The 22,296-nt window shown below is 62.1% G+C and carries 20 protein-coding genes, 1 tRNA gene and 2 pseudogenes; 14 read left to right on the plus strand and 9 right to left on the minus strand.

What is annotated here, in order from left to right; translation table 11 throughout:
• Window positions 1–418 precede the first annotated feature (418 nt).
• A complete protein-coding gene (locus tag NKH78_RS20305; RefSeq protein ID WP_352738102.1) occupies window positions 419–871 on the minus strand; it encodes a cupin domain-containing protein in 453 nt (150 codons plus the stop codon).
• 280 nt (window positions 872–1,151) lie between these two features.
• On the opposite strand from NKH78_RS20305, the gene NKH78_RS20310 reads away from it, so the two are divergent.
• A tRNA-Leu gene (locus tag NKH78_RS20310) sits at window positions 1,152–1,237 on the plus strand.
• 354 nt (window positions 1,238–1,591) lie between these two features.
• Here the strand turns inward: NKH78_RS20310 and NKH78_RS20315 are convergent.
• From NKH78_RS20315 to NKH78_RS20325, 3 genes are all read right to left on the minus strand, one after another.
• Window positions 1,592–2,155 (minus strand): DUF2971 domain-containing protein, encoded by a 564-nt coding sequence (locus NKH78_RS20315; RefSeq protein ID WP_352738100.1) that lies wholly within the window; start codon window positions 2,153–2,155, stop codon window positions 1,592–1,594.
• A 50-nt stretch (window positions 2,156–2,205) separates the two neighbouring features.
• A complete protein-coding gene (locus NKH78_RS20320; RefSeq protein WP_352738098.1) occupies window positions 2,206–2,577 on the minus strand; it encodes a hypothetical protein in 372 nt (123 codons plus the stop codon).
• 63 nt (window positions 2,578–2,640) lie between these two features.
• Complete coding sequence (locus tag NKH78_RS20325) at window positions 2,641–3,219, minus strand: NUDIX domain-containing protein (RefSeq protein ID WP_352738096.1); 579 nt, start codon at window positions 3,217–3,219, stop codon at window positions 2,641–2,643.
• Between the two features lie 153 nt (window positions 3,220–3,372).
• On the opposite strand from NKH78_RS20325, the gene NKH78_RS20330 reads away from it, so the two are divergent.
• The 7 genes from NKH78_RS20330 (at window position 3,373) to NKH78_RS20360 (ending at window position 9,845) form a co-directional block, all read left to right on the plus strand.
• Window positions 3,373–4,476 (plus strand): NADH:flavin oxidoreductase/NADH oxidase, encoded by a 1,104-nt coding sequence (locus tag NKH78_RS20330; RefSeq protein WP_352738094.1) that lies wholly within the window; start codon window positions 3,373–3,375, stop codon window positions 4,474–4,476.
• A gap of 266 nt (window positions 4,477–4,742) precedes the next feature.
• Complete coding sequence (locus NKH78_RS20335) at window positions 4,743–5,036, plus strand: DUF982 domain-containing protein (RefSeq protein ID WP_352467305.1); 294 nt, start codon at window positions 4,743–4,745, stop codon at window positions 5,034–5,036.
• A 28-nt stretch (window positions 5,037–5,064) separates the two neighbouring features.
• A complete protein-coding gene (locus tag NKH78_RS20340; protein WP_254817690.1) occupies window positions 5,065–5,304 on the plus strand; it encodes a DUF2188 domain-containing protein in 240 nt (79 codons plus the stop codon).
• A 164-nt stretch (window positions 5,305–5,468) separates the two neighbouring features.
• Window positions 5,469–6,554 (plus strand): ABC transporter ATP-binding protein, encoded by a 1,086-nt coding sequence (locus tag NKH78_RS20345; RefSeq protein ID WP_352477401.1) that lies wholly within the window; start codon window positions 5,469–5,471, stop codon window positions 6,552–6,554.
• 33 nt (window positions 6,555–6,587) lie between these two features.
• Window positions 6,588–7,913: an ABC transporter substrate-binding protein gene (locus tag NKH78_RS20350; protein ID WP_254817688.1), complete on the plus strand. Its 1,326-nt coding sequence runs from the start codon at window positions 6,588–6,590 to the stop codon at window positions 7,911–7,913.
• Window positions 7,914–7,999: 86 nt separating this feature from the next.
• A complete protein-coding gene (locus NKH78_RS20355; protein ID WP_352883634.1) occupies window positions 8,000–8,950 on the plus strand; it encodes a carbohydrate ABC transporter permease in 951 nt (316 codons plus the stop codon).
• Between the two features lies 1 nt (window position 8,951).
• Complete coding sequence (locus NKH78_RS20360; RefSeq protein ID WP_352738092.1) at window positions 8,952–9,845, plus strand: carbohydrate ABC transporter permease; 894 nt, start codon at window positions 8,952–8,954, stop codon at window positions 9,843–9,845.
• An 89-nt stretch (window positions 9,846–9,934) separates the two neighbouring features.
• Here the strand turns inward: NKH78_RS20360 and NKH78_RS20365 are convergent, their stop codons facing one another.
• Window positions 9,935–10,921 (minus strand): alpha/beta fold hydrolase, encoded by a 987-nt coding sequence (locus NKH78_RS20365; protein WP_352738090.1) that lies wholly within the window; start codon window positions 10,919–10,921, stop codon window positions 9,935–9,937.
• 147 nt (window positions 10,922–11,068) lie between these two features.
• Between NKH78_RS20365 and NKH78_RS20370 the strand changes: the two genes are divergently transcribed.
• The 5 genes from NKH78_RS20370 (at window position 11,069) to NKH78_RS20390 (ending at window position 18,459) form a co-directional block, all read left to right on the plus strand.
• A complete protein-coding gene (locus NKH78_RS20370) occupies window positions 11,069–11,818 on the plus strand; it encodes a competence/damage-inducible protein A (RefSeq protein WP_352738088.1) in 750 nt (249 codons plus the stop codon).
• A 74-nt stretch (window positions 11,819–11,892) separates the two neighbouring features.
• Window positions 11,893–12,726: a universal stress protein gene (locus NKH78_RS20375; RefSeq protein WP_352738086.1), complete on the plus strand. Its 834-nt coding sequence runs from the start codon at window positions 11,893–11,895 to the stop codon at window positions 12,724–12,726.
• Window positions 12,727–12,837: 111 nt separating this feature from the next.
• A complete protein-coding gene (gpt, locus tag NKH78_RS20380; protein ID WP_352883637.1) occupies window positions 12,838–13,338 on the plus strand; it encodes a xanthine phosphoribosyltransferase in 501 nt (166 codons plus the stop codon).
• Window positions 13,339–13,558: 220 nt separating this feature from the next.
• A complete protein-coding gene (locus NKH78_RS20385) occupies window positions 13,559–14,047 on the plus strand; it encodes an NUDIX hydrolase (RefSeq protein WP_352649196.1) in 489 nt (162 codons plus the stop codon).
• 647 nt (window positions 14,048–14,694) lie between these two features.
• On the plus strand, window positions 14,695–18,459 hold the full coding sequence (locus NKH78_RS20390) for a vitamin B12-dependent ribonucleotide reductase (RefSeq protein WP_352753461.1): 3,765 nt from the start codon (window positions 14,695–14,697) through the stop codon (window positions 18,457–18,459).
• A gap of 127 nt (window positions 18,460–18,586) precedes the next feature.
• Here the strand turns inward: NKH78_RS20390 and NKH78_RS20395 are convergent, their stop codons facing one another.
• Window positions 18,587–19,597, minus strand: a complete 1,011-nt coding sequence (locus tag NKH78_RS20395) for an MBL fold metallo-hydrolase (RefSeq protein WP_254817680.1) — start codon at window positions 19,595–19,597, stop codon at window positions 18,587–18,589.
• A gap of 355 nt (window positions 19,598–19,952) precedes the next feature.
• Between NKH78_RS20395 and NKH78_RS20400 the strand changes: the two genes are divergently transcribed.
• A complete protein-coding gene (locus NKH78_RS20400) occupies window positions 19,953–20,213 on the plus strand; it encodes a hypothetical protein (protein ID WP_352689902.1) in 261 nt (86 codons plus the stop codon).
• Here NKH78_RS20400 and NKH78_RS20405 read toward each other — a convergent pair.
• The 3 genes and pseudogenes from NKH78_RS20405 to NKH78_RS32640 all read right to left on the minus strand — a co-directional run.
• Window positions 20,203–21,159: an IS5 family transposase gene (locus NKH78_RS20405; protein WP_352692063.1), complete on the minus strand. Its 957-nt coding sequence runs from the start codon at window positions 21,157–21,159 to the stop codon at window positions 20,203–20,205. The two genes, NKH78_RS20400 and NKH78_RS20405, sit on opposite strands and share 11 nt — an antisense overlap.
• Window positions 21,160–21,245: 86 nt before the next feature.
• Window positions 21,246–22,031 (minus strand): annotated as a pseudogene (locus NKH78_RS20410) (glycoside hydrolase family 25 protein); the annotation flags it as partial.
• Window positions 22,032–22,121: 90 nt separating this feature from the next.
• Window positions 22,122–22,265 (minus strand): annotated as a pseudogene (locus NKH78_RS32640) (glycoside hydrolase family 25 protein); the annotation flags it as partial.
• Between the last annotated feature and the right edge of the window lie 31 nt (window positions 22,266–22,296).

Here is a 22,296-nt window from a genome sequence, read left to right on the forward strand (position 1 = left end):
ACCAGAAAATCCAGACCATCGACCTCAATGCAAGCCAACGATAGGATGGCAAACTGTTCGCGATGTCCTCGCACACCTGTTCGCGATGTCCCCGGTCCAAACAGGAGGGAGATTGATGCGCCACGGCTTTCGCCAATCGCCAAGGGCATTTTGTGCCGGCCGCAGCAACTTTGTTCTTGCTTTGTGCCGGCAGCTATGCTACTAATTTGGCTATGGTGCTAATTGGCTCCAACAACCCGCCCGCCGAGGCGGGTTTTTTGTTTTAGCGTCGTTCATGGCAAAATGGCCCAAGCGGAATATGATTCCGGCTAATCAGCTTTCGCCGCGTTAGCGGATCTTACTGAATCGACGGTCGCGGAGTGTGACGCACTCCATCGTTCTAGCCTTCGGCCGGTTCAATCAATTCGATCCCGAACTGTCACTTCTTGCTCGGGTCGTCTGCCGGGTTGACGTAGGTGATCTTGAATGGCCCCTCGCCATGAACCTCTACGATCGTATCGCTTGTCGTCCAGGCGAAGTGATTCATTCCGGCCGGTGCGACGCCGAAGCCGCCAGCAGTCAGTTCGACGCCTTTCGCCTCGTCGAGCTTATCGCCCATTCCAAAATGGAAGTTGCCGGAAAGCACCGTCATGTATTCCGTGGTGGGATGATTATGTGCGGCAATTTTGTAGCCTGCGGGTGTCTTCAACCGCAGCACAAAGGCGCCGCCCTTTGAGGGATCTCCAGCGACAACAGCCATTTCCGCCCCAGCAGGAATGACAGCAGGAGCAGGACCCCATTTGATGTCTTTGGCGTTCATCGGCATCTCGTCAGCAGACAGAGGCGCCGTCCCAACAAGCAGCAGTGCCAGGGCAGAGGCAAGCTTGAGCATGACAATCTCCCAGTGTCTGTAGACGACGGCGTCGAGTATCGGCGCGCCGATCCACTTGCCGATTGGAGTCTATCAGGCCAGAGCGCCCGAACGCATCCTGCGAACGGGGGACACGCATTCGCGGTAGCCTCGGAAGCTGTCGCTAAAAACATCTCCAGGTGAAACGATTTTGTTTGTATCTCCGTGGGTGGATTGGCCCTCGCTAGCTTCCAGTGCCAGATTTGTCGACGGCAGAAGACGGCTTGACGGCCTTTGGCTGGCGGCTGAAAAGGGCTGGCCTGCGGACGTGGCGGAATTGGTAGACGCAAGGGACTTAAAATCCCTCGATCTCTGATCGTACGGGTTCGATTCCCGTCGTCCGCACCAGATTTGGATTATCCGTTGTCATATTTGCCGGACGCCTCGCAAAAAATTGGTCAGGGTGTCCGTACGGGTATCCGCTCGCTTGCCTCTAGGATGGAGTCGCGCATATGGCTTGATGTGATTTCTACTTTTTCACTACCTTGTCGTCGGTGTCACGGTGCTGACCAAGCCCCCGATTGAACGCGTGATTTTCGACACGTCCGGGCCAACCGATTTTGAGCGGTACATATTGGATGCCAACCAACGCGGCCAGAGTTATGTAGATTCGATGCGCGAATTGGGTGTGCCGACGATTTTCGCCCTGCACCGAATTGACCAATATTCCCTCAAACGTCGCCTTATCGGCCGACCGCACTTTCAGTGGCGAAGCGGAATATCCGAAATGATCACTTTTTCGGATGGGTTTGCCACGCCCTTTGATTTTAAAAGCTCAATCGTCGCCTCTCGTATCTCAAGAGGAAAGTCGGTCGGGCCAATAATGATACGCTCCACTAGGTCCGGTATTGTTATGCCGACCAGACCTTCCTCAGGCACGTCTACCAACGGTATTTTTTGTACGATTTGAGGTACTCCGCGGATCACCTCGACAGATGAGGTAATTCGATCGGACTGCTGCCACGCCGGATTGTAAATGACCCGCCATTCTTTTTCCTCATGGAACCCTGGGTGCTTTGTACAGACAGTCGCCATGCGAAACGCATTGAAAATGTTCGCGAGCACCTCCTCGCGCCCTCTCGACTTCACAAATTCAGCGTTGCTAATGATGCCCTCGGCCAAGCGATCGAACTCTCGTTGGAACTGCGCATGCGATAAATACGCGACGGGACTCGTGTAGGCTTTAAGCGCGTCACTTGGGGCAAGAAACGACGTTCCTCTCAATACTACGGCAACGCCCGTTGTGCCACCATACGCCCGCCACATTGACAGCCGGCCGATCCGATCCTCACTGGGATCGTGCTCAGATATGGAGGTCAGAAAGGTGCCATTTTCGAAATGTGGATACCAAGCGTTGAACCGCTCCTCGATGTCCCCGGTGATGCCCTGAGAAACATCTCTTCGAGGGCCGCCTTCAGCCGTTTCCCCGTGTCGCTGGCATAGGCACCAATTAGGCATTCTTTCCCATAGTCGATTTCTCGGAAATCATTCATCGCCGAGGCTTTGCGCATCCACACCTGATTGCTCTGCAATATCCTCATCGCGGCTTCGGCGGAGGAATAGTGAGCAAAGCGAATCTGCTGCTGAATGCCCCGCATCGTCTGTTCGAAAGCGAAAGGGTAAAAGAGTTGCACCACTCGCAAGTCGTCTGAATCAAATCCTGAAATGGCCGGTATTTGTCTTTCCATCTTTTTTCGCACTCCCTAATGGGACACGGCGAGGTCCCGTCGCGCACTCAGCTCCACCACCCCTCACCCACCGATCGGGTTCAGCTTCAGGTGCTGGATCAGGATAATCGTCTTGGCGTCGATGATCCGACCACCGTGGATGCCGGCCAATGCCTCGTCTAGCGGCATTTCCAAAACCTCGATGTCTTCGCCTTCGTCATGCGCGCCGCCGCCGTCGGAAATGCGGTCGGCGGGCGAGTAGCGGGCGACGAAGAACCAGAGCCGCTCGGTCACGCTGCCGGGGCTCATATAGGGCGAAAACAGCCGCTGCACGTCCTTCAGACGGTAGCCGAGTTCCTCCTCGGCCTCCTTGCGGATGCAGGTTTCGGGATCGTCTTCGTCGAGCAGGCCGGCACAGGCCTCGATCAGCGGCTCCTTGTGGCCGGTGACGTAGGCCGGGTAGCGGAACTGCCGCACCAGAAGCACCGTCGACCGCTCGGGATCGAAAGGAAGGATCACCGCGCCGTCGCCGCGATCGTAGGTTTGGCGGGTATGCGTTTCCCATTTGCCGTCGCGCCGGCGATAGTCGAAGACTGTCTTTTTCAAAACCGCCCATTCGTCGGAAAGGACTTCCTCAGAGCGGATGCGAATGCGATCTTCCATGGTGGGACTCCCTGCTGCCGCGGCAAGGCGTAGCCGCGAACGGCCGTCCGCGCAATCGGGCCACCAATTGGTCCAGAGACCGTTTCACCGTCTCGTGTCTGGCGCTGGCACAATCGGCTGCCTAAATAGCGGCAACCCTTTCCGGAGTTTTTTATGACCTCATCGCTTTTCCAGCCGATCACCCTCGACGGCCTCACCTTCCCCAACCGCATCGCGGTCGCGCCGATGTGCCAGTATTCGGCCGAGGACGGCTCGGCCAGCGATTGGCATCTCTATCACTGGATGAACCTGGCGATGTCGGGCGCCGGCATGGTCACCGTCGAGATGACCGATGTCGAACGGCGCGGCCGCATCTCGCATGGCTGTCTCGGCCTCTATTCCGAGGACAATGAGGCGGCGGCGCGACGCACGCTGGATGCAGCCAAGCGTGTCGCCGCACCGGGCACGAAATTCGGTACGCAGCTTGCCCATGCCGGACGCAAGGCCTCGAACCGCAAACCCTGGGAGGGCGGCGGCCCGCTGCACGCCGATCAGGACCCGTGGCCGATCGTATCGGCCTCGGCGATCGCTTACGACACCGGCTGGCAGGTGCCGCGGGCGCTGGAGGACGACGAGATCCTGCAAATCATCGAACGCTTCGCCGACGCTGCGCGGCGGGCCGAGCGCGCCGGCTTCGACTTCATCGAGCTGCATGCCGCGCATGGCTATCTGATCTTCCAGTTCCTGTCGCCGCTTTCCAACCGGCGTACCGACCGCTGGGGCGGCTCGCTGGAAAACCGCATGCGTTTCGCCGTCGAGATCGCCAAGGCGGTAAAGAAGGCGGTGCCCAGGCTGATGCTGGGCGCGCGTCTGTCGATCAAGGAATGGGTCGATGGCGGCTTCGACGTCGAGGATGCGATCGAAGTGGCAAAAGCGCTGAAGGAAGCCGGCGTCGCCTATCTCTGCTGCTCGAGTGGTGGCAATTCGCCGTTGCAGAAGCTGCCCTCCGGGCCCGGCTACCAGGTGCATCTGGCCGAAGCGGTGCGTAAGGCCGTCGGCATCCCGACGCGGGCCGTCGGCCTGATCGACGATGCGAAACAGGCCGAGGCGATCGTCGCCGACGGCCGCGCCGACATGGTGGCGCTGGCGCGCGCCTTTCTTGCCGATCCGCGCTGGGGCTGGCGCGCCGCGGCCACCTTCGGCGAGAAAATCCACTCGGCGCCGCAGCTTGCCCGCTCGGTTACGACGATGCAGCACTGGATGAAGGCGGCGAACTGACGGCGGGTTCGTCTCGCTGGACGGGCCAGGACAGCTTCGCATTGATCCTCTGCCGGTGTAGAGTGGCCGCGGCTGGGCGCGGCGGGTTGGGGGAGCAGAGACATATCGTTCAGGGGGATTTCCGTTGCTGGTACAAGGTCGATTTTCGGCGGCCGCACCGGCTGGGCGAATGCGCGCTGGCTGCACGATGACTGCGGCTATTGAGCTATTTTCGCCTGAGCTAAAATAGCAGTTGCAACCAAATCGGCCGCTCCGCGTTGGCGGCGATGATGGACAGCAAGCCATTTGAAAAGCCGGTCGTGGTCGAACTCGGCCATGTCGGCAAGTATCGTCACATCCGCAGTGCCCAGGAGGCGGCGGAGTGCCTGATGACGGTCTGGCCACTCAATCGCGGGCCGCGTCATCGTGATGCCCTCGACACTTGCCTAAAAGTGCTGGAAGGTTATCGTTCAACGGCGGATGCGCGCCGGGCACTGATCGAAGCCGCCAGGGAATCGGACGTGCTGGTCGCAGACGACAGGCTGCCCGACGACAGGCTGGCCGACGACAGGCTGCATTGAGGCAACGGGCTTTCAACCGGAGGGTTTCATGGCGAAACTGACCTACAAGATCGTTGAGCATGACGGAGGCTGGGCCTACAAGGTCGGCTCGACATTCTCCGAAACGTTCCCCACCCATCAGGATGCCTTGCGCGCCGCCGAGATCGCTTCGGCCGAACAGCAGGTCGCCGGCAACACCGACGGCATCCAGTATGAGGACGCCGACGGCAACTGGCACGACGAGCTCGCCGACGGCCGCGACCGGCCGCAGACCGAGGTCTCGGATTAGGGCGTGTCGATATCCCAGTGATGCCGGCGTGCTTTACAGGCCGGTTTGGTAGCGCTACCGTCTTACATCGCGCGTGACCGGGGAGGAGCCTGGGCGCTGTCGCGGGCCAGGCAGGAAAGCGGTTTCCTTCGAAGTCGTTGCAGGAATCAATCGGGAGGAGATCGATGGCGTCTGTCGCAATCGGCGATGTCTACAAATCATTTGGGACCGTCGAGGTCCTGCACGGGGTCAGCGTCGATATAAACGACGGCGAGTTCGTCACGCTGGTCGGTCCTTCGGGTTGCGGAAAGTCGACCCTGCTCAGGATGATCGCCGGCCTGGAAAAGATCTCGCGCGGCCAGATCGCGATCGGCAAACGTGTCGTCAACAACGTTGCGCCAAAGGAGCGCGACGTCGCCATGGTCTTCCAGAACTATGCGCTCTACCCGCATATGACGGTCGCCGAGAACATGGCGTTCTCGCTGATGCTCAAGGGCGTTCCCAAGACGGAGAGCGATGCCGGCGTGCGGCGCGCGGCCGAAATCCTGGGACTGGTGCCGCTGCTCGACCGCTATCCGCGCCAGCTTTCCGGCGGCCAGCGCCAGCGCGTTGCCATGGGTCGGGCGATCGTGCGCGATCCGCAGGTCTTCCTGTTCGACGAGCCGCTATCCAATCTCGATGCCAAGCTCCGGGTGCAGATGCGCGCCGAGATCAAGGAACTGCACCAGCGCCTGAAGACGACGACGGTCTACGTCACCCACGACCAGATCGAGGCGATGACCATGGCCGACAAGATCGTCGTCATGCATGACGGCATCGTCGAGCAGATCGGGCCGCCGCTCGAGCTGTACGACCGGCCGAACAATCTGTTTGTTGCCAGCTTCATCGGCTCGCCCGCCATGAACATGCTCAGGGGCGAGATCGTAAGCGACGGCTCGCCGTCATTTCGCGGCGCCGGAGGGATTTCGGTCCCGTTGGCGTCGGCACTTTCCATCGGCAATGGTGAGCCGGTCGTGCTGGGGATACGGCCCGAGCATTTACGGCTGTCCGACCATCAGGGCATTCCGGTCACCGTCGCGGTGGTCGAGCCGACAGGGTCCGAAGTGCAGCTCATCGGCCGAACCGCCGGCGGCGAGGAGATCGTCGCCAATTTCCGGGAACGGCATTCCTTCACGCCGGGCGAAACCATCCGGCTTACGGCCGAGCCTGGCCTCATCCATCTCTTTCACGGCAAAACCGGACAGCGGTTCGAAACACCCATCGGGCAGTAGGACGGCAAGGACAATAAGCAGGAGGAAGCGAACATGAAATTCACCAGACGCGACGTGATCCGCACCACCGCCGGCGCGGCGGCGGGAGCCTTGGGAAGCCGGTTCATCGGCTCTCCCGCCTTTGCTCAAGAGGGGTTGAAATACAAGCCCGAGGACGGCGCCAAGCTCAGGCTGCTGCGCTGGTCGCCTTTCGTGCAGGGCGACGAGGATCAATGGCTGGCCAACACCAAGCGCTTCACCGAAGCGACCGGCGTCGAGGTCCGCGTCGACAAGGAAAGCTGGGAGGACATTCGCCCCAAGGCGGCGGTCGCCGCCAATGTCGGCTCCGGCCCGGACCTGATGTTCGTCTGGTTCGACGACCCGCACCAATATCCCGACAAGCTGCACGATGTGACGGAACTAGGCGAATATCTCGGCTCGAAATATGGCGGCTGGCACGATGGACCGCACCAATATGCGACACGGCAAGGCAAGTTCCTCGGCCTGCCGCTGGCGACCATCGGCAATGCCATCGTCTATCGCGAAAGCTGGGTGAAGGAGGCCGGCTTCTCAGAATTTCCAAAGGACACGGCAGGCCTGCTCGAGCTTTGCAAGGCATTGCAGGCGAAGGGGCACCCGGCCGGCTTCACGCACGGCCACGGCGTCGGCGACGGCAACAACTACGCGCACTGGCTGCTGTGGAGCCATGGCGGCCAGATGGTCGACGAGAACAGCAAGGTGACGATCAACAGCCCCGAGACGCTGAAGGCGATCGAATACGCGCAGCAACTCTACAAGACCTTCATTCCCGGCACCGAAAGCTGGCTCGACGTCAACAACAACCGCGCCTTCCTGGCCGGCGAATTGAGCGTCATCGCCAACGGCATTTCGGCCTACAACACGGCCAAGATCAACAAGGACAAGGATCCGAAGCTGGCTGAAATAGCCAAGGACATCCGCACCACCAACCTGCCGATCGGCCCGGTCGGAAAATCCGTCGAGCTGTTCCAGGTGACCACGGCCGTGATCTTCGACTACACGCCCTACCCCAACGCGGCCAAGGCCTACCTGCAGTTCATGTTCGAGGATCCGCAAATGTCGCAGTGGATCACGTCATCGGCAGGCTATTGCTGCCAGACGCTCAAAGCCTTCGACAACAACCCGGTTTGGACGGCCGATCCGAACAATGCCGCTTACGCCAAGGCCTCGGCGACGCTGCGGCCCAACGGCTATGCCGGCCCGCTCGGTTATGCCTCGGCGGCGACCATGGCCGACTATGTGCTGGTCGACATGTTCGCCAAGGCGGTGACCGGCCAGGCGACGCCGCAAGAGGCGATGGAAGAGGCCGAAAAGCGCGCCAACCGCTACTATCGCGTTTGAGCCGGCTCGGCCGGGCAGCCATGCTGCCCGGCTTCGAATCGCGCATGGCCGCCCGGCCGTTTACGAAACCTTAGAGGAGCCGACCCATGGCCGTGACCTCCGCCGCCGTTCAGCCGCGTCCCTCGATCTTGTCTCGCATCCTGGCGACCTTGGCCGATAGCCGAAACGCGCTTGGCTTCGGCTTCATGCTGCCGGCGGCGGCACTGCTGCTGGTCTTCCTGACCTATCCGCTCGGGCTCGGCGTCTGGCTCGGCTTCACCGATGCCCGCATCGGCCGCCCCGGCATCTTCATTGGCATCGAGAATTACGAATATCTGTGGGACGACGCCGTCTTCTGGCTCTCCGTTTTCAACACCTTGCTTTATACGATCAGCGCCTCGATCCTGAAGTTCGTGCTCGGCCTCTGGCTGGCGCTTATCCTCAACCAGAACCTGCCGTTCAAATCGTTCTTCCGCGCGATCGTCCTGCTTCCCTGGGTGGTGCCGACGGTGCTGTCGGCCATCGCCTTCTGGTGGATCTACGATTCGCAGTTCTCGATCCTGTCCTGGGCGCTTATGGAAATGGGCCTGATCGACCATCGCATCAATTTCCTCGGCGATCCCGAGAATGCGCGGGCTTCGGTCATCGCCGCCAATGTCTGGCGCGGCATTCCTTTCGTGGCGATCACGCTGCTTGCCGGCCTGCAGACGATTCCGCAGTCGCTCTACGAGGCCGCCACGCTCGACGGCGCCAGCCGCTGGCAATTGTTCCGCTACGTGACGCTGCCGCTGCTGACGCCGATCATCGCCATCACCATGACGTTTTCGGTACTGTTCACCTTTACCGATTTCCAGCTGATCTATGTGCTGACGCGCGGCGGGCCGGTGAATGCCACCCACCTGATGGCGACGCTGTCGTTCCAGCGCGGCATTTCCGGAGGCCAGCTTGGCGAAGGCGCCGCGATCGCAGTCGCCATGATCCCGTTCCTGCTGACGGCGATCCTGTTCAGCTACTTTGGCCTGCAACGGCGCAAATGGCAGCAGGGCGGCGGAGATTGACATGACCGCGATCGAAACGAGTAAACGCCCGAAAGTCGACGAAGGCGGCATGGGCTACCTGCAGAGCGTGCCGCGCCGCGTGGTGACGGTCTATCTGCCGTTGCTGATATTCGTCATCGTGCTGTTGTTTCCGTTCTACTGGATGACGATCACGGCGGTTAAGCCCAATCTCGAGATGACCGATTACGCCAATTTCAACCCGTTCTGGGTGGTGCATCCGACGCTCGAGCATATCCGCTACCTGCTCTTCGAGACGTCCTATCCGGGCTGGCTGCTCAACACGATCATCATCTCGACCGCCGCCACGTTCCTGTCGCTGCTGGCTGCGGTGTTCGCTGCCTATGCGATCGAACGCTTGAGGTTCTCCGGGGCGCGGCAGGTCGGCCTCGCGGTGTTCCTCGCCTATCTCGTGCCGCCTTCGATCCTGTTCATTCCGCTGTCGGTGATGGTGTTCAACCTTGGGCTTTACGACACGCCCTTCGCTCTCATCCTCACCTATCCGACCTTCCTGATCCCGTTCTGCACATGGCTGTTGATGGGTTACTTCCGCTCGATCCCGTTCGAGCTGGAAGAATGCGCGCTGATCGACGGGGCGAGCCGCTGGCAGATCCTCACCAAGATCGTGCTGCCGCTGTCGGTGCCGGGCCTGATTTCCGCCGGCATTTTCGCATTCACGCTGTCATGGAACGAGTTCATCTATGCCTTGACCTTCATCCAGTCGTCCGAAAACAAGACTGTGCCGGTCGGCGTGCTCACCGAGCTGGTGCGCTCGGACGTCTATGAATGGGGGGCGCTGATGGCGGGAGCGCTGATCGGCTCGCTGCCGGTGGTGGTGCTCTATTCGTTCTTTGTCGAGCACTATGTTTCCTCGATGACCGGAGCCGTGAAGGAATAGCCGATATCCTGATTAGGTTCGGAGGTATTCCCGGCGGCCGGGATGCGCGGGGCGGCACCCTGCCGGCCGAGACCGCGTCCGGGAGGGTGTCAGCCGCTGGTGTCGGACTTCGGCGCAAATGCGCGGTCGGCAATGCGCTCGATGAAAGCGACGACCCGTTCCGGCTCGACGAATTGCGGCATGTGGCCAAGCCCCTCGACAGGTTCGAAATCGAGCCCGCTGATCTTTTCCATCACCGGCCAGCCGTGGATATCGATGCCCAGCACGCGGTCGGAAGCACCAAACAGAATGCCGGCCGGCATGGTGATCTCACCATAGCGTTTCTCGATGCGGCCAAGGTCATGCGCGATGGCCACGACATCGGTCGATGTTGCGTAGAAATGGCTTGGCCTCAGCCCGCACCAGCCGCCGCCCTCGACCATATAGTCGGCCGGCGCCGTCTGTGGCGCGAAGATGAAGGCCAGCGTGCGTTCTGCATATTTGAGAGCCGCGGGGATCGCCACCGTATGAGCCATGATCCGGCGCCGCAGCGGCGAGTTGATGTATAGCGGGCCGAACTTCTCGCGCGCGTCCGGTTCCATATGGGTCAGCGGCGCCAGCAAGGCGACACCGGAAATCGCCTCGGGATGCTCGACAGCCAGCGTCAGTGCGATGGCTCCGCCCAGCGAATGGCCGACGACCAGAGGCTTCTCCAGCCCAAGCGCCTCGATAAAGCGCCGCACGATCTCGGCCTGCTCGGGCAGCCGCCCGCTGGCGCCCCTGGCCCGCACCGAATAACCGGAACCCGGACGGTCGAACGCGATCAGCCGATAGTTCGGGCCGAAAATTCCGAACAGCGTGTGGCGGAAATGATGAAGCTGCGCGCCGAGGCCGTGCAGGAAGACGATCGGCCGCCCCTCGCCCGTCTCGACATAATGAATGCGGTTGCCGTCGATCTCGATGAATTTCCCGCTGGCCGGCACCAGCCTTTCGGCTTTCGCCGCGATCCGCCGTGTCGCCAGCAGAGGATAGGCTGCCACGACGAGCGCCAGCAGAACCAGCGCGCCGGGCAGCCATAGAAGAATCGGTACCGGCATGTCTTGCTCAAGGCTCCAACCCGCACGCAGCATCACCCGCCGAAGGCTCCACTGCAAGGAGGTGGCACAGGTGGATCCGTCGTTTGGCGGCATTGCCGCCGGCCGCCCGCCGCGCTATCTCAGGCGACCCGTTTGCCGGAGCCTGCCATGACCGAAATCGTCACCGCCGCCATGCTCGTCATCGGCGACGAGATTCTGTCCGGCCGCACCAAGGACAGGAATATCGGCCACCTCGCCGATATCATGACGGCGATCGGCATCGACCTGAAGGAAGTGCGCATCGTTCCGGACGAGGAAGACGAGATCGTCGCTGCGGTGAATGCGATGCGCACCCGCTACACCTATGTCTTCACCACCGGCGGCATCGGCCCGACGCATGACGACATCACCGCCGATTCGGTTGCCAAGGCCTTTGGCGTGCCATGCGAATACGACGCCAGGGCCTACGCCCTGCTGGAGGCAAGCTATGCTGCCCGCGGCATCGAATACACGGAAGCGCGCAAGCGCATGGCGCGGATGCCGCGCGGGGCAGACCACATCGACAACCCAGTGTCGGTTGCGCCGGGCTTTCGCATCGGCAACGTCCATGTCATGGCCGGCGTGCCGGCGATTTTCCAGGCGATGCTCGACAATGTCGTGCCGACGTTGCGGGCCGGCACCAAAATGCTGTCGGCCACCGTGGAATGTCCGTTCGGCGAAGGCCTGATCGGCGGGCCGCTGGGCGACATCCAGAAGGCGCATCCGGAAACGATCATCGGCTCCTATCCGAAATATGGCGACGGCAAATTCTGGACGGAACTGGTGGTGCGCGCCCGCAGCCAGCAGGCGCTGGACTCCGCACGCGCCGATGTAGAGGCTATGGTGGCGGGTTTGATCAAGGCAAACAAGCCGGGCTGATCGGCGTGACGGAACCAAGCATCGCGCAGTGACGTTTGTCACGATGGGATCGCCGTAAGGAGTGAGGGACTGCCATGCGATTCAAGACCATCGTCGCCATATTGCAGAACGAACAGGACGCCGAGCGCGTGCTCGACTGCGCGATCCAGCTGGCCAGCCGGTTCCAGAGTCATCTGATCGGCATCCATGCCGAGGCGCTGCCCGTGCCCTACACCTCGGCCACCGGCTTTCCGGACACCGAGTTCCTGCAAGTTTCGGCCGACATGAACCGGGAGCGCGCCGAGAAGTTGCAGGCCGCCTTTCACAATCGCGTCGAGAATTCCGGCCTGTCCTTCGAATGGCGCAGCCTCGAGAGTTTTTCCGGCGACAGCGCGCTGACCGGCATCTCGACCGTTCGCACCGCAGATCTGATCATCGCCGCCCAACGCGAATCGGGCAGCGACCCGAGCGCCGACGTCGACACGCTGGTCTACGACGCCGGCCGGCCGGTGCTGGTAGTGCCGCACTCGGGTCCGCTGGTGACCAGCTTCAAGCATGTGCTGCTCGCCTGGAACGGCAGCAAGGAAGCCGCGCGCGCGGCCTTCGATGCCCTGCCCTTCATCATCGAGGCCGAGAAGACGGACATCGTCGTCATCGACCCGCCGGATACGCTCGACGAGGCGCCGGAAACGGCCGGCGCGGAAATCGCCGCCTCGCTGTCCAGGCACGGCGCGACCGTCAGCGTCTCGGTGCTGAGGTCCGGCGGCGCCTCGGTCGACGACATCATCCAGACCAGGGTCGCCGAAACGGGTGCGGACCTGCTCGTGCTCGGCGCCTACAGCCATTCCTGGCTGCGCCAGCTGCTGTTCGGCGGGGTCACGCGGACGGTGCTGCGCACCGCACCGGTGGCGGCTTTCCTGTCGCGGTAGCTTCACCGGGATAGCTTTCCACTCCCCTTGCCAAGGCCAAGCCTTTCCAGTTAATTCCGCGCGCATTCCATAGTGTCTGCGCGCGATGCGCGCTTTGCGGAGTGCGCGAAGATGTCCCTGCCCGAAAAAGCCTTCCCGGTCTCCTGGGACCAGTTCCACCGCGATGCGCGCGCGCTCGCCTGGCGGCTTGCCGGCGCCAACAAGGGGCAATGGAAGGCGATCGTCTGCATCACGCGCGGCGGACTGGTTCCGGCCGCCATTATTTCGCGCGAGCTTGGCATCCGCATCATCGAGACGGTCTGTGTTGCCTCCTACCACGACTACACCAGCCAGGGGCAGTTGCAGGTGCTGAAGGAGGTCACGCCGGCGCTGCTCGTGGATGACGGGGCTGGCGTGCTGATTATCGACGACCTCACCGACACCGGCAAGACGGCCGGCATCGTGCGCGCCATGATGCCCAAGGCGCATTTCGCCACCGTCTATGCCAAGTCAAAAGGCAGGCCGATGGTCGACACTTTCGTTACCGAGGTCAGCCAGGACACCTGGATCTATTTCCCCTGGGACATGGGCTTCACCTACCAGAAGCCGATCGCCGACGATCACGCCGGCTGATTCGCGGCACCGCCGCTCATTGTAGCCGGTCGCCCAAGGCACCATCCGCGACCGACAAATGCCCACGTGATGCTCGCGCGGCCGCGCCATCTGGGCGGGACCGGCGCAAATCGGCAGAATTTCGCTGGTCCATGAAACATTTTTTACTTTTATTGCTTATAATTAGCCGTAAGATTCATGAGACGGCAAATGATTCTGGAAGCTGGGGCAAGCTTCTCCGATGTTGACGAGGCCAACGACGCACAACCATCTGGCCGAAAGGGTCCAGCGACTCTTCGGCGCGGTGCCGTCCCGCCTGCAGGTTGCAGCGTTGCCCTGGCGCGATAGCGGGGACGGCGTCGAAATCATGCTGATCACCAGCCGCGATACCGGCCGCTGGGTGCTTCCCAAGGGCTGGCCGGAAGCGAAGGAGCCGCTTTGCGAAGCGGCGGCGCGCGAAGCCGGCGAGGAGGCCGGGCTGCGCGGCACGATCTCGCATCACGAGGCCGGCCGCTATTTCTACGCCAAGGTGCTGGATTCCGGCGAGGAAGTGCCGTGCGAGGTTCTGGTGTTCCCGCTGCAGGTCGACAAGGTCGCCGACCGGTGGAAGGAAAAGCGGGCACGCACCCGCAAGTGGGTCACCGCCGCCGAGGCTGTGGGCATGGTGCATGAACCGGACCTTCGCCAGATCATCGCCCATTTCTGCGCCGATCCACGCCGGTTCTCCTGAGCCCGAGCGGCGCATAGCCGCGGTCAGGTGCCGCGAACGCCATCGCCGAAGCACCTCCGCGCGGCGCCGAACCTTCCTCGCTGCGCTCCGCTTCTATCCCCGTTATCCACATATGTGACACACAAGATGTTGGGGTCATAAAAGCTACGCAAACGAATCCTTGACGGCGCAAAACGAGTCGCCTTTTATAGGCCATGCGCTCCTGTTGAGAGTGCGACCGGAAAAGTTTCGAGGCCGGTCTTTTTCCCGGAATATGTGCGTTTTGATCCGCATTCCCGCCTGTTTACGAGGCCGGCGGAGGCGTGGGATTTTGAAGCCTTGGGGGGCGAAAGGGGAGGATTGTCGGGCTTGAATAAATTGTCTGTTAACACTATATTTAGTGTTTGCAGATAGGTTCGACGCTAGATAATGTGAATTTCCCTCGACCGAGGGCGTTACAAAAAGTTTTCAGTTTTTGAGGGACCCACAGGGTCCGTGAGCATGTTGGACAGCGGCCTCGCAAGAGGTTCGACCGGCAGGGCGGCGGAGACTGTGAAGATGAGAGCCGGGGTTTTCGAACGCCGGCAGACGGCGGGCATGCGCGTTTCGTCAAGAGGGCAGAAATCCTCTGGGAAAAGCGCTATATGTAGACAAAAGGGACCGGACCAATGCGCATCGAGCGTCGTTTCACCAAGCCAGGACAATCTGCCTATGCGGAGATCGAATTCCGCAAGGCGCTTTCCGAGATCAAGAATCCGGACGGGTCGGTGGTGTTCCGCTTGGACAACATCGACGTGCCGGCGCAGTTCTCCCAGGTTGCCGCCGATATCCTGGCGCAGAAATATTTCCGCAAAGCCGGCGTGCCCGCACGGCTGAAGAAGGTCGAAGAGACGCAAGTTCCCTCCTTCCTGTGGCGCTCCGTCGCCGACGAGGCTGAACTGGCCAAGCTGCCGGAAGCCGAGCGCTACGGTTCCGAGACCGACGCCCGCCAGGTCTTCGACCGGCTTGCCGGCACCTGGACCTATTGGGGCTGGAAGGGCGGCTACTTCAAGTCGGAGGAAGACGCCCGCGCCTTTCGCGACGAGCTCGCCTATATGCTGGCCACCCAGCGCGTCGCGCCGAATTCGCCGCAATGGTTCAACACCGGCCTGCACTGGGCCTATGGCATCGACGGTCCGAGCCAGGGCCATTTCTATGTCGACCCGTTCACCGGCAAGCTGACCAAGTCGAAGTCTTCCTACGAGCATCCGCAGCCGCATGCCTGTTTCATCCAGGGCGTGCAGGACGACCTCGTCAACGAGGGCGGCATCATGGATTTGTGGGTGCGTGAGGCGCGCCTGTTCAAATATGGCTCCGGCACCGGCTCGAACTTCTCGTTCCTGCGCGGCGAAGGCGAAAAGCTGTCGGGCGGCGGCCGCTCGTCGGGGCTGATGAGCTTCCTCAAAATCGGCGACCGCGCGGCGGGTGCCATCAAATCGGGCGGCACGACGCGCCGCGCCGCGAAAATGGTCATCGTCGACGCCGACCACCCCGATATCGAGGAGTTCATCGACTGGAAGGTCAACGAGGAGCAGAAGGTCGCCTCGCTGGTCACCGGCTCGAAGATCGTCAAGAAGCATCTCGAAGCGATCATGAAGGCCTGCATCAACTGCGAAGGCAATGGCGACGATTGCTTCGATCCGGCGGTCAACACCGCGCTGAAGCGCGAGATCAAGGCGGCCAAGAAGGACGCGGTGCCGGAGAACTACATCTATCGCGTCATCCAGTTTGCCAAGCAGGGCTACACCTCGATGTCGTTCAAGACCTACGACACCGACTGGGATTCGGACGCCTATCTCACCGTTTCCGGCCAGAATTCCAACAATTCGGTGTCGCTGAAGGACGATTTCCTGCGCGCCGTCGAGCAGGACGGCGACTGGCATCTCACCGCCCGCAAGGACGGCAAGGTGCTGAAGACGCTGAAGGCGCGCGATCTCTGGGAAAAGATCGGCTATGCCGCCTGGGCGTCGGCCGATCCGGGCCTGCATTTCAACACGACGATGAACGACTGGCACACCTGCGCCTCGGCCGGTGCGATCCGGGCGTCCAACCCGTGCTCGGAATACATGTTCCTCGACGACACCGCCTGCAATCTGGCCTCGATCAACCTACTGCCCTATCGCAACGCCGACGGCACCATCGACATCGCTGCCTACGAGCACACGGTGCGACTGTGGACCATGGTGCTTGAAATCTCCGTCATGATGGCGCAGTTCCCGTCGAAGGAGATCGCCAAGCTTTCCTACGAGTACCGTACGCTCGGCCTCGGCTACGCCAATATCGGCGGCCTGCTGATGACCTCGGGCATTCCTTACGATTCCGACGAGGGCCGCGCCATTTGCGCCGCCCTCACCGCGATCATGACCGGCACCGCCTATGCCACTTCGGCTGAAATGGCCGCCGAGCTCGGCGCCTTCCCCGACTACGACCGCAATGCGCAGAACATGCTGCGTGTCATGCGCAACCACCGCCGCGCGGCCTACGGCGAAAGGGACGGCTACGAGAAGCTTGCCGTCAACCCGGTGCCGCTGGTCGCCTCGGATCTCAAGCAGCAGGAGCTTGCCGACCATGCCAAGGCCGCCTGGGACCGCGCCATCGAGCTTGGCGAGGAGCATGGCTACCGCAACGCGCAGGCAACGGTGATCGCACCGACCGGCACGATCGGCCTGGTGATGGATTGCGACACCACCGGTATCGAGCCTGACTTCGCGCTGGTGAAATTCAAGAAGCTCGCCGGCGGCGGCTATTTCAAGATCATCAACCGCGCCGTGCCCGAAGCGTTGCGCACGCTCGGCTATTCCGAGGCCCAGATCGCCGAGATCGAGGCCTATGCCGTCGGCCACGGCAATCTCAACCAGGCGCCGGGCATCAACCCCGGCTCGCTCAAGGCAAAAGGCTTTACCGACGAAAAGATCGCGGCACTCAATGCGGCATTGAAGTCGGCCTTCGATATCAAGTTCGTCTTCAACCAGTGGACGCTGGGCGCCGACTGGGTGAAGGAGACGTTCGGCTTCACCGACGAGCAGCTCAATGATTTCTCGTTCGAGATGCTGCCGGCGCTGGGTTTCTCGAAGAAGGACATCGAGGCCGCCAACATCCATGTCTGCGGAGCGATGACGCTGGAAGGCGCGCCGTTCCTGAAGGCCGAACACCTGCCGGTGTTCGACTGCGCCAGCCCGTGCGGCAAGATCGGCAAGCGCTCGCTGTCGATCAACAGCCACATCATGATGATGGCGGCGGCACAGCCCTTCATTTCCGGTGCCATTTCCAAGACCATCAACATGCCGAACGACGCGACGGTGGAGGACGCCAAGGGCGCCTACATGCTGTCATGGAAGCTGGCGCTGAAGGCCAACGCGCTCTATCGCGACGGCTCGAAGCTGTCGCAGCCGCTCAACGCCTCGCTGCTTGCCGACGTCGAGGACGACGAGGACGAAGCGGTCGAGCAGCTGATCGCGGCACCGGCCGCGCAGCGCGCCGTGCAGGTGACAGAGAAGATCGTCGAGCGCGTCGTCGAGCGTCTCTACCGCGACCGCGAGAAACTGCCGAACCGCCGCAAGGGCTATACCCAGAAGGCGGTCGTCGGCGGCCACAAGGTCTATCTCAGGACCGGCGAATTCGATGACGGCCGCCTCGGTGAGATCTTCATCGACATGCACAAGGAAGGTGCCGCCTTCCGGGCGATGATGAACAACTTCGCCATCGCGATCTCGCTCGGCTTGCAATATGGCGTGCCGCTCGAGGAATTCGTCGAAGCCTTCACCTTCACCAAATTCGAGCCGGCTGGCATGGTGCAGGGTAACGACGCCATCAAGAACGCCACGTCGATCCTCGACTATGTGTTCCGCGAACTTGCCGTCTCCTACCTCGGCCGCCACGACCTCGCCCATGTCGACCAGTCGGATTTCGACAAGACCGCACTCGGACGCGGCATCAACGAAGGCAAGGCGACGCCCTTCTCCAAGGGTCTCACCCGCGGTGCCTCGCCGGTCAAGCTGGTGTCGGGCATGAGTGCCGAGCCCAAGGGCTTTGCTGGTTCGGGCTCCGGAACTCCGGCCCGTACCGCCCCGACCGCCTTCTCCGGCTCCAACGTGCTGACGCTGAAGCCGGCCAGTGACGAGGCCATTGCCTACAAGCGCGACTACGAGGAGCGCGCCAGGGAACTGGTCGAGGACATCGTCTACGCGGAAGCCTCCGACCCGACGGAGCTGTTCACCGATGAGGCCGCGAAAGAAGCAGCCGAAGCCAAAGCGCTCGCCGCCAACCGGCGCCAGCAATCATTGATGCAGGGCTACACCGGCAACGAATGCTCGGAATGCCATAACTTCACGATGGTGCGGAACGGGACTTGCGAGAAGTGTGATACTTGCGGGGCTACGAGCGGATGTAGCTGAGATAGCTGATAGGCAAGTTCATCGCTTGGAGGTGGGTTGACGGCAACCCACCTTTAACGGCCAAAGCTCGCGACGTTGCTCGTGCGGTCGTTCAAACGCTGTGCTCGGCCCTAACCCAATACGCGGGTCAGTAGTCCCAGACAGCCGGCACGCAACGAAAGACATCGCCGTCCACCGCCACATGGCAGATAGACGGGAACGGCAGGTGAGTGGCCACCAGCGGCTCGCGGGTCGCCGCCAGCTCCCGCAAAAGATTGATCCGGACGCGGGCCGCCTCCTCGGGGTCGTGTTCGAAGCCGTTGTGCCAGTCGGGTTGGTCGAACCCGACCTGGAACACGGCGTCGCCGGCGAAGGTCAGCCGATCGCCGCCGGACGCTAGGCGGACCACGCTGTGCCCGGGGGTGTGGCCGCCGGTGAGCGTGACGACCACCCCCGGCGCCACCTCATGCTCCGTCTCAAACGGCCGCAACTGGCTGTGGTAGTCGTTCACGAACCGCTTGGCCGCCCGCCGCAGCGCATCCGGGAACCCCGTTGGCATGGAGACGCGGGAGAAATCGGGCGACTCCCAGAACTTGAGCTCGGCGGCCGCCACGTGAATCCGCAGATCCGGACGCAGCCGGTCCTTCACCCCGTCGATGAGCAGCCCGCCAATGTGGTCCATGTGCATATGGGTCAGCACCACGTCGGTGACGGATGCGAGATCGATGCCGGCGGCCTCCAGTCGCGAGACCAACCGCCCGGCCCTCGGCAAGTGCAAGTCCGGGTCCATCCCCAGCCCGGCGTCCACGAGTATGGTCCGGTCGCCGCTGCGTACGACGACCACGTTCAGCGGCCACTCGAGCACGTCCGGCGGCAGGAACATGTCGTCCAGCCAGGCCGCCCGGAGGGCCGGGTCGACGTTGTATGCCATAACCGGCGCTGGTATCGGCAGCACTCCATCGCTGACCACCAGCACGTCGATGTCGCCGACCTGCAGCGCGTAGCGCGACGGAACCAATTCGGGCTCCGGTCTACCGTTGCTGTGCTTGGCGTTCAGGCTGTCGGCGCAGTGCTGGATCGAGGGGTGTGAAATGTTGTCCAAGCTCATGTTTGTCTCCTGCTGACCAGTCGTGCGGGTTTTTGTTTCTGCCTGCGACATGATGCGCTCCTGTTTTGCGTGATCGAGACGTGTGGGTCACAAGCCACGTCGGGGACCCTATGGGGAAGCGTGTCGGCTATCGAGCTACACCTGAGGATGGGTCAGCCTGTGCTCTCAGTGGACCGCAGCGAGGATTTGGTGGTGAAGAGGCTGGCATGAGGGAGTAGACGCTCTCGCCCACCGAACCGCGCCCCGCGCTCAGCGTTGACTCGAAGCCGTCCTCAATATCCGTGACGATGTGCTCATTAGAGCAGGAAAGATCTCAGGAGGAGCTGCTGTTCAACTACGTCGGTGTAGATGATCGGCCGCTGGCCATAATGACATTTCCAACCGAAGAGGTCGCGCAATGCGTTACGTGGCAGTCATCGAAAAGCCGGAAACAATTTTTCCGCTTAGCTGCCGGACCTACCCGGCTGCATTGCGATCGGTGCTCGAGGTGGAAAAACCGAAATTCGCGACGCAATACGCTTTCACATCGAAGGCCTCGCGCGCCGATGGACTGGATGTGCCCAAAGGTGTCAGCCTGGCTCGTCTTTGTGAGCTCCGCCCCCTTGTTTGGGGTTTCGGCGGCGGTTTCGGCCCGGGCGGCCGGGCTGCGGGCGCACCTATCCCGTGATGGCGGCCCATCGGCGCATGTTGAAGGCGATCGCCGCCAATGTCACCTGGGCGGTGGCCTTCGCCAGTCCGACATAGCGGATATTGGTCAGCTTCATGCGGTTCTTGAGCGTGGCGAAAGTGGTCTCCACCGCCGCTCGCCGTCTGGCGATCAGGCGGTTGTAATGTTTGAGCCGCGGCGGCAGCGCATGGTGCTTGTTGGGGCGGCGCGCGATGCGCACCTTCTTGCCCTCGGCCTTGAGCCGGGCGCGGCGGGCATGGGTGTCGTAGGCGGCGTCCGCCCACACCGTCTTCTCGTCGCCGCAGATCAAGTTATCGGCCATCACCGTGTCGTTGACGTTGGCTGGCGTGGTAATCACCGTGCGGATCAGGCCAGAGCCCTCATCCACCCCGACATGGGCTTTGTAGCCAAAGGTGAAGCCGCCCTTGCCCTTTCGCGCGGTGAGCCGGGCATCCGTATCCTTCGAAGTCCGCTCGTCCGTCGGGGGCAATGAAACCGCATTGATCAGCGTGGCATCCAGCATCGTTCCCCGCTTCAGGATAACACCGGCTTTCTCCAACTGCCGGTCCAGTTCGCCAAACAGCTTCTCCAGCAGCCCTTCGCCGACAAGCAGATTGCGAAAACGCGAAAGCACCGTGTGGTCGGGAACGCTCTCCTCCAACCCGAGCCCTACAAAGCGCCGGAACGACAGCCGGTCGCCAAGCGCCTCCTCAAGTTCGCGATCCGACAGGCCGTAGAGTGACTGCAGCAAAAGCGCCTTGAACAGAACCAGCGGTGGCCAAGCTGCCCGTCCGGGTCCGCCATCGCGCAGCGGGTTGAGCAGCTTCTCGAAGCGATACCACTTCACCAGACCCGACAATCGATCAAGCGGTGAAGAACCGCCAGCCAACTTGCCGCCCAGAAAAGCCTCCGCCAAGCTCAACTGGCCCATCTGCTTCACTGCCATCGCGATTCCCTCCGAGCTTCGTCTCAGAGAATCACAATCAGCGAATTACGCAACAGGCCCACAAGGGGAGAAGGCAAGAGCTGCCGCTACTCCGCCTCCGCTACCATCTGCCGGCCGCCAACCCAGTCGCGCCATGCCCGCTCATCGCTATGGAACACGTTGAGGTCGATGCGGCCCCTCACCCCGTGCGACAGGCCGGAGCCGGAATATTGCCAGAACAGCCATTTGCGGCCGGGATAGACCTTTGACGGATGCGCGGCCACGGCGCGCAGCCAGAATGGATAATCGGGGAAGGCGCCGCGCAGATTGTCACGGTAGAAATCGGGCGCGGTGTAGATGATCGGGCGCTGGCCGTAGTGGCGCTCGAGCTTGTCCATGAACACCTGCATCTTTTCCAGCACCTTTTGCCGCGACGGGCGGCGCTTGCAGCTGGATTCGCCGTTCCACTCGACGTCGATCACCGGCGGCAGCGCGCCCTCGACCCTCGGCACGTTGCGGATGAACCAGTCGGCCTGCTCGCCGGCGGTGCGGCACCAGTAGAAGAAGTGATAGGCGCCGCGCTTCAGGCCGGCGGCGTCGGCATTGCGCCAGTTCCTGGTAAACATCGGGTCGATATGATCGCCGCCGTCGGTCGCCTTGATGTAGGCGAAGTTGGCGCCCTGGGCGCGCAGCTTTTGCCAGTTCACATTGCCCTGCCAGCGCGAAACGTCGACGCCATGGACGGCAAGGCGCCTCGGCGAGGAGGACTTACCGAAATTGATCGGCTTGGCGTCGCGAAAACCATAGCGCGTGACCGGCTCGGCAAGCATCGCCGGTGCTGCGCGTGTCAGCCGCTTCGGCGGCGACATCAGCGCGATGACCTCGGCCGGCGGTTCGATGTCCTGATCGGGCACGTTCATCGCGACCGGCTGTTCGTCGTGCTCCTGTTCGGCAAAAGCGGGCGCAGCATCAGTCTTCGCCACGGATGCCACCGGCGCGGGTGGCCGCACAACCGAGCTGGTGGTCTCGCCGGACGGCACTTGCAGCGCATCGACGCCGGAGGTCGACGTGCAGCCGGCAAGGCACAGCGCTGCGATCGAAAAGATGACGACGCCTGATAACCGCATCTGGACCTGTACGCAAAACACAACAGACCGA

Source organism: Mesorhizobium sp. M0910 (assembly GCF_040319465.1).
Lineage (GTDB): Bacteria > Pseudomonadota > Alphaproteobacteria > Rhizobiales > Rhizobiaceae > Mesorhizobium.

Coding starts and splice junctions, on each gene's coding strand:
- NKH78_RS20305 (WP_352738102.1), bottom strand. CDS start 871: ATGCTCAAGCTTGCCTCTGCCCTGGCACTGCTGCTTGTTGGGACGGCG.
- NKH78_RS20315 (WP_352738100.1), bottom strand. CDS start 2,155: ATGTGGCGGGCGTATGGTGGCACAACGGGCGTTGCCGTAGTATTGAGA.
- NKH78_RS20320 (WP_352738098.1), bottom strand. CDS start 2,577: ATGGAAAGACAAATACCGGCCATTTCAGGATTTGATTCAGACGACTTG.
- NKH78_RS20325 (WP_352738096.1), bottom strand. CDS start 3,219: ATGGAAGATCGCATTCGCATCCGCTCTGAGGAAGTCCTTTCCGACGAA.
- NKH78_RS20330 (WP_352738094.1), top strand. CDS start 3,373: ATGACCTCATCGCTTTTCCAGCCGATCACCCTCGACGGCCTCACCTTC.
- NKH78_RS20335 (WP_352467305.1), top strand. CDS start 4,743: ATGATGGACAGCAAGCCATTTGAAAAGCCGGTCGTGGTCGAACTCGGC.
- NKH78_RS20340 (WP_254817690.1), top strand. CDS start 5,065: ATGGCGAAACTGACCTACAAGATCGTTGAGCATGACGGAGGCTGGGCC.
- NKH78_RS20345 (WP_352477401.1), top strand. CDS start 5,469: ATGGCGTCTGTCGCAATCGGCGATGTCTACAAATCATTTGGGACCGTC.
- NKH78_RS20350 (WP_254817688.1), top strand. CDS start 6,588: ATGAAATTCACCAGACGCGACGTGATCCGCACCACCGCCGGCGCGGCG.
- NKH78_RS20355 (WP_352883634.1), top strand. CDS start 8,000: ATGGCCGTGACCTCCGCCGCCGTTCAGCCGCGTCCCTCGATCTTGTCT.
- NKH78_RS20360 (WP_352738092.1), top strand. CDS start 8,952: ATGACCGCGATCGAAACGAGTAAACGCCCGAAAGTCGACGAAGGCGGC.
- NKH78_RS20365 (WP_352738090.1), bottom strand. CDS start 10,921: ATGCCGGTACCGATTCTTCTATGGCTGCCCGGCGCGCTGGTTCTGCTG.
- NKH78_RS20370 (WP_352738088.1), top strand. CDS start 11,069: ATGACCGAAATCGTCACCGCCGCCATGCTCGTCATCGGCGACGAGATT.
- NKH78_RS20375 (WP_352738086.1), top strand. CDS start 11,893: ATGCGATTCAAGACCATCGTCGCCATATTGCAGAACGAACAGGACGCC.
- gpt (WP_352883637.1), top strand. CDS start 12,838: ATGTCCCTGCCCGAAAAAGCCTTCCCGGTCTCCTGGGACCAGTTCCAC.
- NKH78_RS20385 (WP_352649196.1), top strand. CDS start 13,559: ATGTTGACGAGGCCAACGACGCACAACCATCTGGCCGAAAGGGTCCAG.
- NKH78_RS20390 (WP_352753461.1), top strand. CDS start 14,695: ATGCGCATCGAGCGTCGTTTCACCAAGCCAGGACAATCTGCCTATGCG.
- NKH78_RS20395 (WP_254817680.1), bottom strand. CDS start 19,597: ATGTCGCAGGCAGAAACAAAAACCCGCACGACTGGTCAGCAGGAGACA.
- NKH78_RS20405 (WP_352692063.1), bottom strand. CDS start 21,159: ATGGCAGTGAAGCAGATGGGCCAGTTGAGCTTGGCGGAGGCTTTTCTG.